Consider the following 13,868-nt stretch of genomic DNA (forward strand, 5'->3'; position numbering starts at 1 on the left):
CATGCGAGCGATTTGCATGGCCCGCCCTTTGGCCTTGTCTTCAGGTGACATCGTAGGCTCCCTTGTACGGATAGAGGATCGCGAGTTCGGAGACGGTGAGCTTCCCGATCTTCTCGGTCAGCTCATGTTCTTGCAGCGGCACAGGCGGCCTGCCTGCGGCGCTGAACGGCTTTTCGTGCCAGACCTGGGGCTCCGGTCCTTTCAGGCCTTGCACATAGACGAACGTAGACATGGGGGTCCTCCTGTTTGAAGTTCACAACGCTCCGGCGAGCGCTTCACGGGCGCGATGGACGCGAGACTTGACCGTCCCCATCGCGACGCCGGTTATCTCCTGCATCTCCTGATACGTGCAGCCGATCCCTGCGAGCACAACGGCATCCGCCTGCGCGTCGGGGAGATCGAGCAAAGCATCCCACGCCTCGGCCAGGATCATCGCGCGCTCCGGGTTCTCCGGCGCAACGATATGGTCCGCGTAATCCAGCTCGCCCGTATAGGTCAGCCGTTGCAGGCGCGGGCCACCGCCCTTCTGCTTGCGGTAGCCCTTGTTGAACCGATCACGGATCAGGTTCTTCAGGATCGTCATCAACCAGCCTTCCAGATTGCGGCCGTCGAAGCGCTTCCGGTTGGCGAGCGCGTTGACCATCGTCTGCGAGACCAGATCGTCCGCGTCGTCGGCATGGCCGATGTTTTTGAGCGCGTAGTTCTTGAGCAAGCGCCGCGATGCCCACACGCCCTGTTCGAATTGATCCATGCCGTCATTCCTTCTTGTAGCGATCATCGGACCAACCGCTGGCCGCGATGGGGAGCCCGAGCCGGTTGCCTTTCGGCAGAGCCCACACAGGCGGGGTGGTGAAGATTTCGTGGAACTCGTCCTCGCTGCCGAAGTCCTCGTCGGTCTCGGCAACGCCTTCGTCGTGGACGCTCAGCACGTTCTCGTAGCCTGCGGCTTCGGTGTTCATGATCGCGTTCGCCATCACGTCGCGAGCTGCGGCCTGCGTGACGTTCTCCGCGCCGAGCCCGCCGTAGTAGTGCTGGTCGGACCACTTGCGGGTGAAGCTGTCGTTCGCCTTGAAGATCAGCGTGCGCTTCGACTTGCCCCACGGGGTCGGCTTCCACTCGACACGCGGATACGGATAGAAGATCGAACGGCCACTCGGCAGCTTGCAGCGGAGGAACGAGCCGGTCATGTTGAACGTGATGAACTCGCCCGCCTTGAACTTCTGGCCGGGGTTCTCCACCGCGTTGATCGCCGCCTCTTCGAGGTCGTACCAGAACTGCACGATCTCCGGATTGTTCTCGCGCCAGGTGAGCTTGACCATCTCGGCCGCGAGCCAGGCCTTCTTCTTGATGCCCGACTTCCGGCCGCGATCCTTCCAGCCTTCGAGCGCGCGATCCCGGTTGTCCGGCGACGTGACGGCCCACACCGTGTCGAAGATGAGCGCCAGGTCGACGCGGTAGACCTTCGCCATGTTGGCGAACGCCGACGCGCCACCGCCGAAGCCGAGCGCGAGCACGGCGACCTTGCCGACCTGGCGCTGATCCTTGCTGACCTCTGCGACCGGGATGTTGTAAATCTGCGAGGCCGCGACCTTGTAGTTGTCGGGGCCGTTACCCTTATCGAACTCGAAGAACGCCGCGATAGCTTCGTGCGCGCCAGCCAGCCAGGGCAGGGTGCGGGCCTCGATGCCGGTCAAGTCACGCGAGCGCAGCACCCGGCCCTCGGGGGCCATGAGCATGCCGCGCAGACAGTCGGCGACCACCGAGATCGGCGGCCCGAAGATCGCAGCAATGTCCTGCCGGGACCAACCGGCCTTGATGCACTTGATGGCGAACGGAACGTCGGTCTTCAGCGCGGGGTCGGGACGCGGCAAGTTCTGCAACTGCACGCCACGCGCGGCCCATCGGCCGGTCTGTGTCGCGCCGTGGTATTGCAGCGAGCCCTTGATCTTGCCGTCCTTGCAGACGCGCTCCGTGAAGGCCTTCAGCTTGGCGATGGACGCCTTACCGGCTTCTAGCCTGATCTCGACCGCACGGCGCGCATCGTCCGGCAGGTCGTCCCGGCCGAGCAGCTTTTCGAGCGTTTCCTTCGAGCAGTTCTCAATCTGATGGTCTGACAGCTCATCGGCCAGACGGGCGTTGACGAACTCTTTGAGCTGCTTGACCGCGCCGAGCGTCGAGACGCGCAGTTCGGTGACCTGGCGCAGCTCGAACTCAAGGGCTTCCTTTTCCTCGTTGCAGATTTTCTCGGCCTTGGCGACCAAGTCCATGTCGACCATGATGCCACGGTCGTTGATGATCTGATCGAGGAACCAAAGCTCCTGCTCGCGCGAGATGAGCTTGGTGACGCGATGCCCGATGCCCTGCTCGACGCGAACGTCTTGCAGACAGTAGTCGTAGATGATCTTGAACTTGTCCGGCGCGTTCTCCGGGGTGAAGCGCGTTTCCGGGTTCTTCTTCGACGGCTTACGCGGCTTGCAGAGCTGCTTGATGACGCGCGAGCCGACATCGTCCTTGCGGATCGGCAGGCCGAAAGCCGGAGCGGCGTGCTCCAACTTCGCGGGCATGTTCATCGCCATCGCGCGGACCATGATGCAACGGTACTGGCGCAGGTCAGGGACCGGCCAGCCGTACTTCGGGCCTGCGACGTACAGCCAGATCAGCCGTTCGAAGTTGGCGTTCCAGGCGTGGACTTCGCCGCCAGCCTTGACGTGGTCGACGATGTCCTGGGGGCAGGGCTCGTCAGGAAACCAGAGCTGCGGTTCATCGTCGCCGAACGCATAGGCGGCGCAAAGAATCTCCGTGCTCTTGTGCTCGGCGTACTTGTGCGCGCCGACATCGGGCAGGTCGATCTCGCTGTACGTTTCCCAATCGAGATGCAGTTCGGCAGGCTTGTGGATCGCCGTGCGACGAGTGACGGGGCCATAGCCGAAGCGCTCGCGCAGAGAGGGGGGAACGTCGATCCCCATCTCGCGCATCATATCGGCGGCGCTGTCGTAGCCGAGCACTTCCCAATCGGCGAATTTGTCTAGGGCTTCATGCCGCATCGTAGCGCCCCGGATGTTTCTCGGTGCTGGTGAGCGGTTGGAAGCCACGGATCGGCGGCAGAAGCGTCGTCCAGATGTACCAGCTACAGTTCATGGTCGGACGGCCTTCGCCGGTCACGTCGAGCCGCCAGGTGAGCGGCAGGATCAACGAGGGCTTGTGCATCGCGAACAGCTCGACGCGGTTCTTGGCGTGGTACAGGCCGCTCGGCAGGAGCATCGCAATGTGGTCGATCCCCAGGATGGTCTGCGCGTGAACGAGGAACTCGTCCGACAGCGAGAAGGGAGGGTTGGTGATGATCGACGGAGCGAGCGGGCGATCCTGCGACAGGAAGTTCACGCCGATCCGGCCGTAGCCACGATCCGTCAGGTTAGACGAGAAGACGTTGAAGCCCGCAGCCAAGAGCTGCTTCGAGATATGACCGGCTCCGCAGGCGTTCTCCCACACGTCGTTCGGCCAGCCGATCTCGCGCAGGGTGGGGATCAAGGCGCGCGTCGTCCCCTCCGCAGTCGGAAAGAACTCATCGCCCTTCTCGCGCTTGCCGTTGCCGCCGTTCATAGCTGCGCCGATATTCTTCACTGTGTCTCCATTGTCGGTGATGCGAAAACGGGCGGGGTACTATCCCCCGCCCGCTGCGCTTCTTAGGCGCTTCGCATGCGGCCCTCCTGCGTTGGTGGAACATCGCTGTCCATTAGTGCAGTGGTCGAAATGTAAGCTGACGCACCTTACACGTCAACTAAATTCCCTAGCCGAGGGGGTCGTCCTCAGCCAGCTCCGAAGTCGCGGTGTTGAAGCCAAACAGTTGCTCATAGAGCGACATGTTGGTGTCGTGCGCCGCCTGCTCGTCGAGAGCTGCCGCTTCGTTCATGCGGATTTTCACCAGGGCGGCGACCTGCTTGAAGTCGACGCCGGTCTCGTCCGAACGACCCTTGATCTCGGTCTTCAGGTCGGCCTTCGAGTCGGTGTATTCCGCCTTCACGTCAGCGAAGCCCTGCTCGATGTTGAAGAGCCGCTCGACGTAGCTCTTCATGACATCGGTGTCGACGTTGTCGGCGTTGTTGGGTTCGTCACTCACGGTGTGTAGCCTCGCGCATGATGGCGATTGCGAAGTCGACCGCCTCGTCCCGATCCATGCCGATAACGTCCCCGTCGTTGACGCTGAACGTGAGCCAGTAGTGCTCACGCGCATTCACTGCGGGGTCCACCGAAGCGATGAGGGTGTCGCCACCCCCATCCTTGAACTTCAGCGTGCGCAGATCGGGGATGCCCCGGTCGTTCTTGAACTTGATCTTCGCCATCAGTCCAGCGCGTCCTCGTCTTCGTCCTCGTCGTCGACCGCGCTGAAGGCTTCGCCCTTCGAACCGCCGCCCTTCGAGATCGAGTCGTCGTTGCCGAGCAACTGAACGGCGTCGACGTAGAACTTGACGCCCTTGTTGTCGTCGCGGTTGTACGCCTTCGGCTGAAGCATCAGGCGACCCCAACGGCCGCTGTACGCCTCGGTCTGGATGTCGTCGAGATCGAGAACCTCACCGGCGCTGTTGCGCACGACCGGACGCTTCGAATAGGCGTTCGGGCGAATGAGCTTCCAGCCTTCCAGATCGACCGGCTCACCCTTCGACGTGATGTCGGCCAGGTTGATGTCGGCGTCGAGGAACGGGAAGTTCAGCTTGTGGTCGGACCACTTGGTGAAGTCGGACAGGACCGACGACTCGATGATCTTGCCCTTCTTGTTCTTGAACTTCTCGGCCACCGCCAGGTCGAGGATGACCTTCTCGATGGGCGCGTGGTTCACATGGGGCGCGAAGATCATCGACGCGGCGAACTGGCCTTCGTCATCCGGCTTGGCATCGCGGGCACGGAATTTCTTCGCGAGCGCCACGAACACCAGGCGTCCCTTCGGAGACATCCAGCGGTCTTCGCTCTCGATGTAGTGCCACTTCTTCAGGTCGGTAGTCATAGAAAGGTTACCCTCCTAGGTCTCAGGTCGTCAGGTGACAGACCTTACTCGTCACGCAAACGTCGCCGCTTTCCCCCACTCAAGGGGCGGGTGCAGGCGAAACCCAATTCAACTATGCCTCGGCGCGTTCAATTTTTGCGCGAGACAGATCGGCGTAGTATTTGAAGAGACTATGCGGCTGTCGGGAGGCTTCTACCTGTTGCCACAATATGCAGTGAGAGACCTCAACACGTCGGCTGTTGCCGGTGCGCCAGCACTTCAAGTGGATGCCGATATCGGTCAACTGGAAGTCGGTATAAATCCCGACGCCAAGCAACGCGCGGAAACTGTCGAATAGGGTCTCACTCATCGTCGTCCTCCACCGCACCGAACGCGTCGCCTGTGCTCAGCTTCGCCTGCTCGCGTGCGTCCTCAATGGGCGCGAGCACGTAGCCGCTCGATTCCTTCTTCCAGAACTTGTCGGGGCTGTCCGCCTTGCCGAACAGCTCGGCGAACTTCTTCTTGCCGACAGCCTTTTCGAGCTGCGTGAGCGTGAGCAGTTTGGGGTCCTTCAGGTAGTCGTCTTCGGTGAACCCTTCGAGATCGAGGATCGCGATGATCTCATCGTCGCCGATGGTGAACTTGCGATACGCTCGCTTGTCGACCAGCTTGTTGCCATCGGGGATGCGGCCGTCGAGCGCCTCGGCGTGGGCGTGCTGAAGCACGCGACGGATGTACCCTTCGTACACCCTGGCTTCGCGAACGATGCGCCCGAGCTGCGCAGACGTTAGGTCTTTCAGTGAGGGCAAGTGCTTCTCCGTGACTTCTTCGCCAGGCTTCAGCTTCTTCACGCCGAGGCCGTCGCGAACGAAGTCGCGGAGCGCCTCGCAGCCGTGAGCGGCCGGGCAGAATTTGCAGTGCTCGCCCGCGACGAGCGGGGCATTGGGGTCGTCCGTTGCCTGGGCGGCGACAGCCAGCTCAGACTCGAACTCGTAGAGGTCGAACAGATCAATCGTCTCTTCGCGAACCGCTCCGTCCTTGTGGTAGGCGCGCGGCTGGATGATGACGCTGGTGATCTTCTCGACGCCTTCCTTCTCGAACATCCGCGCTGCGCCGACCGCGTAGGTGCGGACCTGCGGGTTGTTCTTGACCTCGACGACGTGACCGCTGCCATACTTGTAGTCGAGCACGATCAGGTGCTTCGTTCGGCGCTTGTAGATCAGGATGTCGCCGGTCCCGAAGAGCTTCGGGTGTATCCAGCTCATGTCGAGCTTCGTTTCCAGCAACAGCTCGTCGCCGTCGACGCGGCTCAGATACTTCTCAATGGTCTCGATGGTCAGCTCGCAGCCCTCGACCATCTCTTCGTCGATCTCGAAGTAGCGCTCGCGGTCGATCTCGACGTTGTCCCCACTGCGCAGGAACTTCAGCTCGTCGCCAGTGGCCTGGAGGTCGACCAGGCCGCCGATCCAATCGCGCGGATCGTGGCCGTTGGTGATGATGAACTCGTTGAACTCATGCGCGGCCGTCCCTTCGAGGGCGAACACCGTGCTCTTGTTCTCCTGGCCCTCGGACATGCCGACAGAGCCCACGCAGACCATCCAACGGGATGCTGCGGAAGGTCCGAGCTTGCTATGTGCTCTGCCGGAATGCTGTTTCAACTCAGTGCCTCTTCGTCTTCCGCGCTAAGCGCGGGGTCGTGCCATTGCTGGTCGGACTTGCCTGGGAAGATAAAACCGCAGGGGCATATCTCCGGCCGCTTAGGTTGGTGGAGTGCGGGCCAGCCGCACGCGAGCGTCTGGGCCTCGCGCTCGTAGAACTCGCGTGCGGTGATCTCTTCGACGAGCGGGCCATCGGGCAGATCACCTTCAGTGAACCCCCTGCGACCCGACTCGCCGTCTTCCCAAAAGCGTCGGACGCCGTTGCTCACGGCTCGATGACGTTGGGCTTGCAGCTCTCGGCGTAGGGCTGCGTCTCCACGTTGCGAGACGAACGGAACGTGCTCTCGCCGTTGCGGATGCGCCGGACGATCTCCTGGCGGATGTAGGCCGCCGCGACGACGAGGTTCGCAACGTCCGATCCGTAGTCGCGGAAGCCGCCCCAATCCTTGGGGAAGACGGCCTGCTCGGCGAGCTTCAGCGCTTCCTCGCGCGTCCAGATATGCCCCTGGCGCGTCGCCAGATAGATGAAGTCGAGCTGCGCGACACCGGCCTGCAAGAGCTGGCCTTGCGAGATGTCGGCGCGGTCGTTCGTGTCGCCCCACATGCGGTCCTGGCGGCCGATCTCGGCGGCGATCAGGTTGTCCGCCTGCATCTGCGGCGTGGTGGTGATCGCGTCGTCCATGTTGATCCCGTACATCAGGCGGCCTTCACGTAGACGGCGGTCTTGCGGCCGTGGCTCTTCTTGGAGACCATCGCCGTGTACTCGCCGGTCGGCTTGATGAAGCCCTCGCTCACCGCCTTGCTCACCAGGCCGCCCCACGCGTTGGGGTGGCTCGGCTCTTCGTCGACGAGCGCGCGGATGTCCTCGCCCGTGCCGCGCCAGTCGGCGGGCAGGTTCTTGACGACGTACAGCGCGCCTTCCTTCCAGGCGGCGTTGTTATCGAGGGTGCGGTTGATGCCCTCGTTCTTCAGTTCTTGAGCGTTCATGCTCTCGGCTCCGTGGGTGGTGGGGATCAGGCGGCGCGCACGGCGGGCATCTGCCGCCGCAGATCGCGGATGATGCGGTTCACGACGCGCGAGCGCGGCGCGGGGACGCGGCTGTAGAAGTCGAGCATCGCGGCGGTTGCGACGGTCGGCTGCGCCAGGACGCCAGCGGCGACGAGCGCCCTGGCGGCTTCCTCGCGTGCCGAGTTCGCCATGACAGCGCGCTCGTTGAGCTTGGCCTTGTCATTGGCGGCGACGGCAAACATGCCGTTGCGCCACTTCTTCAGCCAGCCTTCACGGCGGGCGTTGTTGCGGCGAGCGCCGCGATAGCTATCTGCGTTACGCATGGGGGGGGCTCCGTGAAGGTGAGGGGACGCCCCGCCCTGTGAAGAAGGGCCGGGGCGTCATGGTGAAGGGATCAGGCCAGCAGCTTGCGGCAGGCGGCGGCGATGGCGGGCAGGAGGGCCTCGTCGACATCGCTGAGCTTCTTCGCCTTGCCGTGCTCGGCGACGAGCTTCGACACGATGGTCGCGTCCTGCGGGTGCTTGCCGCGCACTTCGACGAGCAGCTTCTTCACGTCGTCGTGCGTGAGCGCTTCGGCTTCGTCACCGTCGCTGCCTTCGTCGAGCGGATCGGTCTCGTCGGTCTCGGCCTTGGCGGCTTCCTCGGCGGCCTTCGCGGCAGCTTCTTCCTCGGCCTTCTTCTTCGCAGCGGCCTTCTCGGCGGCCTTCTTCTCGGCTGCGGTCGGGGCCTTGGTCTCGGTCTTGTCCTTCTCGCCAGCGGGCGGAACGACGACGGCGTCGCTGCGGAGGCGGGCCTGCTCAGCTCCGCTCAGCACCGCCTTGGTGCTGGTGGTGCCGAGCCAGGCGGCGACGTTGGCTTTCAGCTCGTCGGGGGTAGCGCCGCCGAAGGTCATCTGGAACGGGAACGGCATGTAGTCGTAGTCTCCTGTGGGGGTTGATAGGTGACGCGCCTTACACTGAGGTCAAGCGCGCTTGGGGTAATCGTCGTCTTCACCGCAGCCCTGTCCGCCGCGACCCACTGAGACGAATTGCTTCCAGTGGATCAAGCCGCGCTTGCAGGCGAAGTGCCAGGACTTGGCGAACTTCGGACCAGTGATGAAGATCGTGATGGTGCGGTTGCCCGCTACTTCGAGGCGGTGAAACATGTCGGCGCTGCGCCAGACGATGCCGCCTCGGCGAACCGTCCGGGCTTTGTGCAGCTCCGGACGGTTCGCACCTTCCGACGTGCGCGTGTAGAACTCGCGCAACGCGCCGGAGACCAGGATCGAGACAGACCACCACGGGTGCGAATGCAGGATGCGGTCGTCGTCGTGGTGGTAGAGATGCAGGTAGACGTTGAAGAACCTGTTGCGCTTGATCGCGTGCCAGCGCTCCATGTAGGGAATGCCGCGCTCGTCGCGCCCGATCTGAACGTCGGGCTTGCGCCGCTGCATGACGCTCCACACTTTGGCGCAGAGAATGTCAGTGATGAAACCGGGAAGCCGCATCGGTGTCTCCGTGTTGGTGTCTGTGTAATCTCACAGACCTTACAAGTTCGTCAATTAAATAGCCGTCGCGTATCGGACAGTTTGCGTTCGCACGCTGCGATGATCTGCTCGTCGAGCGATCCCACCAGCACAACGAAGCGCGTGAACTTCGGCTCGGGCGAGTTCATGTTGAAGATACGCGAGCGCGCTTGCTCGTTCTCGTCCCCCACCCATGACTGCTCCACGAACATCACGTCGTCGGCCGCGCTGAAGTCGAGACCGACACCCATAGCCGTGAGCTGACCGACGACCACCCGGCACTCCGGATCGGTCTGGAAGCGCTGCTTGATGCGTTGCTTCCGCGCGTCCGTGGTGCGGCCGTCGAACGCCTCCACGCCGAACTCTTTCAAGCCCTGGCGGATCGCGTCGATCACGTCGTGATGGTAGGCGAACAGGACGATCTTCGCCTTGGGATCGCCGCGCAGCTCTTCGGTGACGAGGTCGATCACGCCGGGCACCTTCGCCAGGCCGAACGTTCGGCGCAGACCGGCGACGTGCTTCTCCTGCTTCGCGAGCGCCTTGAGCGGGTTCGCAGACTGCAAGGCTTCGGCGACCAGCCGCCCTTGCTCGGACTGCATCAGCGCGTCGAGTTCTTTCTTTTCCTTCTGGCCTGCGCGCACGAACACCTTGGTAGGCGGGAGCATGTCGCGGCCGAAGACGCTCTGGCGCGTGCGCCGAATCACGAAGCCTGCAAGCTTCTGCTTCAGCTCTTTGTAGTTCTTTGAGCCAGCGATCTTCACGCCGAACGGCGTGTTGACCATGCGGCAGTATTTGTCGCGGAAGGCGGACCAGCTCAGCGGCTTGCCGCGCCCGTTGTCGATCAGCTCCGGGGCGAGCGCGCGGAGCATCGGCCACAGCTCAGTGGGATTGTTCGGCATCGGCGTGCCGGTCAGGCAGAAGACGTTGGTCGCATACTCGGCCAGGCCGCCGATCTTGTCGCACAGCGTGCCGTAGACGGCCTTCGTGCGCTGCGCCGCGCGATCCTTGGCGTAGTGCGATTCGTCGACGATCAGCACGTACTTCTTGCCGCGCACGACCTTCAGGACGTTCGGCGCTTTGTTGTAGCTGACGATGATGGCCCACCACCCCGCCTTGCGAAACTCCAAGATGGCTTCGCGCCAGCTTTCCTTCACGGCGGCCGGACACACGATAACGACCAGCTTGGCCTCAACCAAGTCTGCGCCACGGATCGCGACGTTGGTCTTACCGACGCGAGGCTCATGGCCGATCAGCGTGGCGAAGCGACCCGCCACGTAGTTGCCGTCCTCGATCTGGTATGGACGAAGCTCTCTACCCATTCACCACTTTCCGAGATAGTGCCCGACAGCCAGGACGGCGAGCAGCACGATCCACCCGCTCGGCACCGCCAGGTAGCCGAGCGCTACAATGTTCTCGCGGATGCTCACGCTCTGCCTTCGCAATAATAGTCGTGCATCGGCACGGGGCTGTGGCCGCTGCCCATACCGTGGTGCTCGACAAGGTCGCCACAACAGCAAGTCGTGCGGCAGTCGGCGTCGGCCGGGCAGTCCAATAGTGACACGTCGAAGTACAGCTCGAACGCTCCGGCGATGGTCAACGCAGGGCCTCGCTTCCAACAGACGAAGCCGCGACGCTTGAGCGCCGCGAACTGTCCGCCGATCTGATGACCACCAGGGGCCAACATCTCGTAGTATTGAGCGCCGTGTTGACCGACGCGCTCGACCACGCGTATCCCTCCGCGCGCCACGGCGAGAAGAGCGATGCGTTGCTTTTCGGTCAGCGGTCGGGCTACCAGCTTGCTCTCAGTCATTGTGCAGCACGATCTTTGTGCCGAACCCACCCGAGGCCGGACGCCAACCCATGTAGAACTCGACCGCGCCGTTGTAGGAGATGAAGGGCAGGGGTCCTGCGAACTTCAACATCGCCCACACCCACGGGATGTAGAACACGGGGTGGAAGGACGTGAGCACGATCCACAGCATCGCCATGAGCAACGCGGGCCAGCTAATCTGCGGCCATAGCAGCGCCCACTTCCAGCCGGTCTTCGGCGGCGTAGCGTCGCGCCAGGTGGTGAGCAGGACGGGGGCGGTGCCCTCGACGCGGTAGTTGTTGTCCTCGACGCCGAGGACGTAGCCGACGAAGTTCATCAGCGGGTTGCGACAGATGAACCAGTAGAAGCGGCGGAGCCAGATGTTCGTCACTTCCGGCAGGTACGGCTCGCCGTTGTTCACGTCGGGGACGTTCCAGCCATCGGGACCGACCAGCCACCAGAGCGGGTTGATCTTCTTCCAGAACGAGACCGGCGTGCGGTCAGTCATCACAATGGTTTCGGTAGTCACAGCTTAGTCTCCAATCCGCATTTGAGGATCGCGATGGCATCGGCCTCGTCGTCGCTCTGGGGGTTGTGGCCCCAACGCTTGACGGCCTCGATCATCTTGTCCTTGGTGGCCTGGGGTCCGCCGCCCTTGCCGGTGGCGAACTTCTTGATCTCCTGAACGCTGAGGCCGATGTACGGAACGCCGTATTCGTCGCAGACCTCATGCAGCTTGTTCAGGAATGCGCCGTAGACGTGGGCCGCTGTCGTGCCCTTGTGGCGCAGAATCTTTTCGTAGAAGACCATGTTGAGCCCGAGCACGCAGTGCTCGCGCAGCTTCACTTCGAACTTCTGGTAGCGGACGGGCGGCGCATCAAACCGGGTGATGTCGAAGTCCCATGCGCCTGATAAGAAGACCCCTCCGCTCCCAGGGAACAGGTCGGTGCGCGCCCACCCCATGTACGTGCCGAGGTCGAGCCCAAGATAAGCTTTCATATTTCCCCACTGCTTTGACGATTGGACCGATCCATATGGTCGGCGTGTTAGTTCTGTCAACTTTTTCTCCTACCAAAAATAACTTCGTGAGGGGATTGCGTTTGCTAGAATCGTCAGGTAGAACTCCTACCAAGCTCCTGACACACACACAGCGGGAGCCCCAACGCAACCGAAAGGACTAAACGCCATGAATACCGTTGTTTCTCTCGCTCAGACTGTCGACGCTCAGCCGATCAACGCGGGCCGCGTCGACGTTTCCAAGGGCACCACCATCATGGACGCCTCCATGAACTGGATGCGTCGCCCGGCCGACGAGCGCTTCCTGTCTCTCCGTGATATGTGGAGGCACGCGAGGTCTCAGTCCCTTGTTTCCCGCGAGAAGGTCGTAGCGGTCAAGAACGTCGAGCTGCTTACGCCCGAAGTGCAGACTCGTGACGACTTCAACAAGCTCCGCGTCGGTTTGAACGTCGGCGATGGCTTCGAGAGCTTCAACTTCTCGCACTGGTCGTTCGGCCAGCTCTCGCAGCTCGCGGGTGCTCCGCCGTCCTATCTGCGCACGCTTCCGTCGCCCATCGTCGCCGACGCCGTGATGTACGGCCTCCGCAACAACCGCTCCAATCCCGAGGCTAAGTTCTACACGTCGGACAAGCAGTTATTAGCGGCTACCGGCCCCGACTATGGCCGTATCCCGAACCACGAAGTGATCGAAGCCGTGGGCAAGATCGCCGGTGACGGCGTCTCGAACGACGCGGCCTGGCGCGTGCCCGGCATGATGTCATGGTCGACCATGATGTACGACCCCTTCCACCCGGTCACCACGGACACGACCACGCTCTTCATGAGCGACCGCGACATGTTCATCTTCCTCACCGATCCGCATCGCCCCATCGTCGTCGGCAAGACGAAGGACGGCATGGACGACGTGATGTATCGCGGCTTCATCATCTCGCAGTCCGAGGTCGGCAAGTCGTCGCTCTGGCTCAAGGCCTTCCTCTTCCGTGGCGTGTGCTGCAACCGCATCATCTGGGGCGCGGACAACATCGAAACCGTCCGCATCTCGCATACCAAGGGCGCACCGGAGCGATGGATTCGCCAAGTCGAGCCCGCCCTGATCGAGTACGCCAAGGCGTCAGACGCGAAGATTGTACAGACCGTACAGAACGCCAAGGCCGCGCAGATCGCGCAGGACGACGACGAGATGGTAGACTGGCTCAACAATCGCGGCCTCTCGCGCAGCCGTGCTCGCTCCGTCCTCGAAGCCGTAGAGAGGGAAGAGGGCCGCAAGGCGCGCACGATCTGGGACGTGACCCAAGGCGTCACCGCCATCGCTCGGGAGCTTCCCAATACTGATGACCGCGTCGAACTCGAAACCCTCGGTGGCAAGCTTTTCGGCCTCGCCGCCTAGCACCTTGACGCTGATCTTGTGAGTCGAAATACCTAACTCGACTCACAGGACTCACAATCGACTCACAAAGCGAAAGTCACGCCGATGCCCAATGTCAAAGCCATCCTGATCGACCCCTTCGCCTGTAAGATCGAACACGTCGAGGTCGACGGGGACGATATCAACACCTACTACCGCGTGCTGTCGCATGAGAGCATGCCGGTCACCACGTTCACCACGGCCTACGCGGGCGTCCTCAAGGGGCGCGATGCGATCTTCGTCGACGACGAGGGCATCATGAAGAACGCGGAGCGCTGGTTTCACATGGCGACAGGCCACCAGCCGTTCGCTGGCAAAGGCCTGATCGTCGGCGCAGATCGTCGCGGCAACGCGGCCGATGCGGAGAGCGACATCGACACCATCCGCGCAGTCACCGTCTTCGCGCAGCCCTTCCAGAGCCGGTTGTTCGTCACGACCATGCCCTGGCAGCCGCCGAAGCCGCAGCCGTAACGTCTATCGGCCGTCAG

General features: G+C 62.6%; 21 protein-coding genes. 2 read left to right on the forward strand and 19 right to left on the reverse strand.

Features of this window, described 5'->3' with window-relative positions:
- Positions 1-40: 40 nt before the first annotated feature.
- The 19 genes from ACTUWL_RS25975 to ACTUWL_RS26065 form a co-directional block, all read right to left on the reverse strand.
- Positions 41-232 carry a hypothetical protein gene (locus tag ACTUWL_RS25975; protein ID WP_030529749.1) on the reverse strand — a complete coding sequence of 64 codons (192 nt, stop codon included), beginning with the start codon at positions 230-232 and terminating at the stop codon, positions 41-43.
- Between the two features lie 21 nt (positions 233-253).
- The gene (locus tag ACTUWL_RS25980) at positions 254-751 is read right to left on the reverse strand and encodes an RNA polymerase sigma factor (RefSeq protein WP_030529748.1); all 498 of its coding nucleotides are present in this window, start codon (positions 749-751) and stop codon (positions 254-256) included.
- A gap of 4 nt (positions 752-755) precedes the next feature.
- Positions 756-3,044, reverse strand: a complete 2,289-nt coding sequence (locus ACTUWL_RS25985; RefSeq protein ID WP_078625693.1) for a DNA polymerase — start codon at positions 3,042-3,044, stop codon at positions 756-758.
- Positions 3,034-3,621 carry an SAM-dependent DNA methyltransferase gene (locus ACTUWL_RS25990; protein ID WP_112921570.1) on the reverse strand — a complete coding sequence of 196 codons (588 nt, stop codon included), beginning with the start codon at positions 3,619-3,621 and terminating at the stop codon, positions 3,034-3,036. The genes ACTUWL_RS25985 and ACTUWL_RS25990 overlap by 11 nt, the downstream gene beginning before the upstream one ends.
- A gap of 166 nt (positions 3,622-3,787) precedes the next feature.
- The gene (locus ACTUWL_RS25995) at positions 3,788-4,117 is read right to left on the reverse strand and encodes a hypothetical protein (protein ID WP_030529779.1); all 330 of its coding nucleotides are present in this window, start codon (positions 4,115-4,117) and stop codon (positions 3,788-3,790) included.
- Positions 4,110-4,340 carry a hypothetical protein gene (locus tag ACTUWL_RS26000; protein ID WP_030529778.1) on the reverse strand — a complete coding sequence of 77 codons (231 nt, stop codon included), beginning with the start codon at positions 4,338-4,340 and terminating at the stop codon, positions 4,110-4,112. The genes ACTUWL_RS25995 and ACTUWL_RS26000 overlap by 8 nt, the downstream gene beginning before the upstream one ends.
- Positions 4,340-4,999, reverse strand: coding sequence for an ssDNA-binding protein (locus ACTUWL_RS26005; protein ID WP_031028000.1), 660 nt, complete (start codon positions 4,997-4,999; stop codon positions 4,340-4,342). The genes ACTUWL_RS26000 and ACTUWL_RS26005 overlap by 1 nt, the downstream gene beginning before the upstream one ends.
- Before the next feature lie 112 nt (positions 5,000-5,111).
- The gene (locus ACTUWL_RS26010; RefSeq protein WP_096766524.1) at positions 5,112-5,348 is read right to left on the reverse strand and encodes a hypothetical protein; all 237 of its coding nucleotides are present in this window, start codon (positions 5,346-5,348) and stop codon (positions 5,112-5,114) included.
- Positions 5,341-6,567 carry a DUF2800 domain-containing protein gene (locus tag ACTUWL_RS26015; RefSeq protein ID WP_448212339.1) on the reverse strand — a complete coding sequence of 409 codons (1,227 nt, stop codon included), beginning with the start codon at positions 6,565-6,567 and terminating at the stop codon, positions 5,341-5,343. The genes ACTUWL_RS26010 and ACTUWL_RS26015 overlap by 8 nt, the downstream gene beginning before the upstream one ends.
- A gap of 65 nt (positions 6,568-6,632) precedes the next feature.
- Complete coding sequence (locus tag ACTUWL_RS26020) at positions 6,633-6,905, reverse strand: hypothetical protein (protein ID WP_096772443.1); 273 nt, start codon at positions 6,903-6,905, stop codon at positions 6,633-6,635.
- Positions 6,902-7,333: a hypothetical protein gene (locus ACTUWL_RS26025; protein WP_030529775.1), complete on the reverse strand. Its 432-nt coding sequence runs from the start codon at positions 7,331-7,333 to the stop codon at positions 6,902-6,904. The genes ACTUWL_RS26020 and ACTUWL_RS26025 overlap by 4 nt, the downstream gene beginning before the upstream one ends.
- Positions 7,333-7,623, reverse strand: coding sequence for a hypothetical protein (locus ACTUWL_RS26030; RefSeq protein WP_030529774.1), 291 nt, complete (start codon positions 7,621-7,623; stop codon positions 7,333-7,335). Before ACTUWL_RS26030 ends, ACTUWL_RS26025 begins: the two co-directional genes overlap by 1 nt.
- Before the next feature lie 26 nt (positions 7,624-7,649).
- Entirely contained in the window at positions 7,650-7,967 is a 318-nt protein-coding gene (locus ACTUWL_RS26035) for a hypothetical protein (protein ID WP_112921569.1), read from the reverse strand.
- 71 nt (positions 7,968-8,038) lie between these two features.
- Positions 8,039-8,554 carry a hypothetical protein gene (locus tag ACTUWL_RS26040; RefSeq protein ID WP_030529772.1) on the reverse strand — a complete coding sequence of 172 codons (516 nt, stop codon included), beginning with the start codon at positions 8,552-8,554 and terminating at the stop codon, positions 8,039-8,041.
- 51 nt (positions 8,555-8,605) lie between these two features.
- Positions 8,606-9,130, reverse strand: coding sequence for a hypothetical protein (locus tag ACTUWL_RS26045; RefSeq protein ID WP_030529771.1), 525 nt, complete (start codon positions 9,128-9,130; stop codon positions 8,606-8,608).
- A gap of 50 nt (positions 9,131-9,180) precedes the next feature.
- Positions 9,181-10,422, reverse strand: coding sequence for an SNF2-related protein (locus ACTUWL_RS26050; RefSeq protein WP_157852807.1), 1,242 nt, complete (start codon positions 10,420-10,422; stop codon positions 9,181-9,183).
- A 149-nt stretch (positions 10,423-10,571) separates the two neighbouring features.
- Positions 10,572-10,958 carry a hypothetical protein gene (locus ACTUWL_RS26055; RefSeq protein WP_096772449.1) on the reverse strand — a complete coding sequence of 129 codons (387 nt, stop codon included), beginning with the start codon at positions 10,956-10,958 and terminating at the stop codon, positions 10,572-10,574.
- Complete coding sequence (locus tag ACTUWL_RS26060) at positions 10,951-11,466, reverse strand: hypothetical protein (protein ID WP_030529768.1); 516 nt, start codon at positions 11,464-11,466, stop codon at positions 10,951-10,953. Before ACTUWL_RS26060 ends, ACTUWL_RS26055 begins: the two co-directional genes overlap by 8 nt.
- Before the next feature lie 17 nt (positions 11,467-11,483).
- Complete coding sequence (locus ACTUWL_RS26065) at positions 11,484-11,957, reverse strand: hypothetical protein (RefSeq protein WP_030529767.1); 474 nt, start codon at positions 11,955-11,957, stop codon at positions 11,484-11,486.
- Positions 11,958-12,144: 187 nt separating this feature from the next.
- Here ACTUWL_RS26065 and ACTUWL_RS26070 point away from each other — a divergent pair, with 187 nt between their 5' ends.
- Complete coding sequence (locus ACTUWL_RS26070) at positions 12,145-13,362, forward strand: DUF932 domain-containing protein (protein ID WP_050513936.1); 1,218 nt, start codon at positions 12,145-12,147, stop codon at positions 13,360-13,362.
- Positions 13,363-13,446: 84 nt separating this feature from the next.
- Positions 13,447-13,851: a hypothetical protein gene (locus tag ACTUWL_RS26075; RefSeq protein ID WP_030529765.1), complete on the forward strand. Its 405-nt coding sequence runs from the start codon at positions 13,447-13,449 to the stop codon at positions 13,849-13,851.
- Positions 13,852-13,868: the final 17 nt, after the last annotated feature.

The organism is Bradyrhizobium sp. WCU1, assembly GCF_053474805.1.

Excerpts from the sequence above, each read along its gene's own strand:
- ACTUWL_RS25975 (WP_030529749.1), bottom strand. The coding sequence starts at position 232 with ATGTCTACGTTCGTCTATGTGCAAGGCCTGAAAGGACCGGAGCCCCAG.
- ACTUWL_RS26045 (WP_030529771.1), bottom strand. The coding sequence starts at position 9,130 with ATGCGGCTTCCCGGTTTCATCACTGACATTCTCTGCGCCAAAGTGTGG.
- ACTUWL_RS26070 (WP_050513936.1), top strand. The coding sequence starts at position 12,145 with ATGAATACCGTTGTTTCTCTCGCTCAGACTGTCGACGCTCAGCCGATC.
- ACTUWL_RS26055 (WP_096772449.1), bottom strand. The coding sequence starts at position 10,958 with ATGACTGAGAGCAAGCTGGTAGCCCGACCGCTGACCGAAAAGCAACGC.
- ACTUWL_RS26030 (WP_030529774.1), bottom strand. The coding sequence starts at position 7,623 with ATGAACGCTCAAGAACTGAAGAACGAGGGCATCAACCGCACCCTCGAT.
- ACTUWL_RS25980 (WP_030529748.1), bottom strand. The coding sequence starts at position 751 with ATGGATCAATTCGAACAGGGCGTGTGGGCATCGCGGCGCTTGCTCAAG.
- ACTUWL_RS26000 (WP_030529778.1), bottom strand. The coding sequence starts at position 4,340 with ATGGCGAAGATCAAGTTCAAGAACGACCGGGGCATCCCCGATCTGCGC.
- ACTUWL_RS26025 (WP_030529775.1), bottom strand. The coding sequence starts at position 7,333 with ATGTACGGGATCAACATGGACGACGCGATCACCACCACGCCGCAGATG.
- ACTUWL_RS26040 (WP_030529772.1), bottom strand. The coding sequence starts at position 8,554 with ATGCCGTTCCCGTTCCAGATGACCTTCGGCGGCGCTACCCCCGACGAG.
- ACTUWL_RS26035 (WP_112921569.1), bottom strand. The coding sequence starts at position 7,967 with ATGCGTAACGCAGATAGCTATCGCGGCGCTCGCCGCAACAACGCCCGC.
- ACTUWL_RS26060 (WP_030529768.1), bottom strand. The coding sequence starts at position 11,466 with ATGACTGACCGCACGCCGGTCTCGTTCTGGAAGAAGATCAACCCGCTC.
- ACTUWL_RS26065 (WP_030529767.1), bottom strand. The coding sequence starts at position 11,957 with ATGAAAGCTTATCTTGGGCTCGACCTCGGCACGTACATGGGGTGGGCG.
- ACTUWL_RS25985 (WP_078625693.1), bottom strand. The coding sequence starts at position 3,044 with ATGCGGCATGAAGCCCTAGACAAATTCGCCGATTGGGAAGTGCTCGGC.
- ACTUWL_RS26075 (WP_030529765.1), top strand. The coding sequence starts at position 13,447 with ATGCCCAATGTCAAAGCCATCCTGATCGACCCCTTCGCCTGTAAGATC.
- ACTUWL_RS26010 (WP_096766524.1), bottom strand. The coding sequence starts at position 5,348 with ATGAGTGAGACCCTATTCGACAGTTTCCGCGCGTTGCTTGGCGTCGGG.
- ACTUWL_RS26005 (WP_031028000.1), bottom strand. The coding sequence starts at position 4,999 with ATGACTACCGACCTGAAGAAGTGGCACTACATCGAGAGCGAAGACCGC.